The sequence below is a fragment of the Geodermatophilus telluris genome, assembly GCF_900102745.1.
In the GTDB taxonomy this organism is placed as follows: Bacteria; Actinomycetota; Actinomycetes; order Mycobacteriales; family Geodermatophilaceae; genus Geodermatophilus; species Geodermatophilus telluris.
In genome coordinates, this window is record NZ_FMZF01000011.1 from 1 (window position 1) to 1,951 (window position 1,951).

Consider the following 1,951-nt stretch of genomic DNA (forward strand, 5'->3'; position numbering starts at 1 on the left):
AATGGTTGTCCGGCGGTGTCCTACTCTCCCACCCCGTTCCCGGGGCAGTACCATCGGCGCTGAGAGGCTTAGCTTCCGGGTTCGGAATGGGACCGGGCGTTTCCCTCTCGCCATGACCGCCGTAACACTGTGAACATGTACCCACACCGGCCCCGCCGAGGCCTGCTCGGAGGGTGGGTTGGGTGCGTTCAGAACCGCACAGTGGACGCGAGACTTCTTCTTGGTTGCTTGACGGGTGGGGATGTGTGGTCAAGCCCTCGGCCTGTTAGTACCGGTCAGCTCCACACCTCGCGGTGCTTCCACTTCCGGCCTATCAACCCGCTGGTCTGGGCGGGGGCCTTACCCGGTTGAACCCGGTGAGAGACCTCATCTCGAAGCGAGCTTCCCGCTTAGATGCTTTCAGCGGTTATCCCTGCCGAACGTAGCCAACCAGCAGTGCACCTGGCGGTACAACTGGCACACCAGAGGTTCGTCCGTCCCGGTCCTCTCGTACTAGGGACAGCTCTTCTCAAGTCTCTTACGCGCACGGCGGATAGGGACCGAACTGTCTCACGACGTTCTAAACCCAGCTCGCGTACCGCTTTAATGGGCGAACAGCCCAACCCTTGGGACCTACTCCAGCCCCAGGATGCGACGAGCCGACATCGAGGTGCCAAACCATCCCGTCGATATGGACTCTTGGGGAAGATCAGCCTGTTATCCCCGGGGTACCTTTTATCCGTTGAGCGACACCGCTTCCACATGCCGGTGCCGGGTCACTAGTCCCAGCTTTCGCTCCTGCTCGACCCGTCGGTCTCACAGTCAAGCTCCCTTGTGCACTTGCACTCGACACCTGATTGCCAACCAGGCTGAGGGAACCTTTGGGCGCCTCCGTTACTCTTTGGGAGGCAACCGCCCCAGTTAAACTACCCACCTGACACTGTTCCTGATCCGGATCACGGACCCAGGTTAGACATCCAATTCGACCAGAGTGGTATTTCAACGGCGACTCCACGAACACTGGCGTGCCCGCTTCCACGTCTCCCACCTATCCTACACAAGCCGAACCGAACACCAATATCAAGCTGTAGTGAAGGTCCCGGGGTCTTTCCGTCCTGCCGCGCGTAACGAGCATCTTTACTCGTAGTGCAATTTCGCCGAGCCTGTGGTTGAGACAGCTGAGAAGTCGTTACGCCATTCGTGCAGGTCGGAACTTACCCGACAAGGAATTTCGCTACCTTAGGATGGTTATAGTTACCACCGCCGTTTACTGGCGCTTGAGTTCTGAGCTTCGCCTTGCGGCTAACCCGTCCCCTTAACGTTCCAGCACCGGGCAGGCGTCAGTCCGTATACATCGTCTTACGACTTCGCACGGACCTGTGTTTTTAGTAAACAGTCGCTTCTCACTGGTCTCTGCGACCCCCCTCCGCTGCCCCGCGCGAGGCGGTTGACGGGCGAGGGTCCCCCTTCTCCCGAAGTTACGGGGGCATTTTGCCGAGTTCCTTAACCACAGTTCGCTCGATCGCCTCGGTATTCTCTACCTGACCACCTGAGTTGGTTTGGGGTACGGGCCGCTCGGAACTCGCTAGAGGCTTTTCTCGGCAGCATAGGATCATCGGATTCGCCTCATTCGGCTATGCGTCAGGCCTCACCCACATGTGCCACGGATTTACCTATGGCACGGGCCACACCCTTGCACCGGTACTACCACTCACCGGCCCGACTACCTTCCTGCGTCACCCCATCGCTTGCCTACTACCAGTTCGGGTCCCCAGCTACTCCCACCCCACCTCCCAAAGGAGACGGAGCGGTTTCGGTGGGTCAGCATCCCTGGCCTGAGCATGGGCGTTCCTTCGCGGGTACGGGAATATCAACCCGTTGTCCATCGACTACGCCTGTCGGCCTCGCCTTAGGTCCCGACTCACCCTGGGCGGATTAGCCTGGCCCAGGAACCCTTGGTCTTCCGGCGGGG

Annotated in this window: 2 rRNA genes; both read right to left on the reverse strand. The window is 59.7% G+C overall.

Annotated elements, in window-relative coordinates:
- Positions 1-7: 7 nt before the first annotated feature.
- Positions 8-124, reverse strand: a 5S ribosomal RNA gene (gene rrf, locus BLQ97_RS22790).
- Positions 125-245: 121 nt separating this feature from the next.
- Positions 246-1,951 (reverse strand): 23S ribosomal RNA (locus BLQ97_RS22795); the annotation flags it as partial.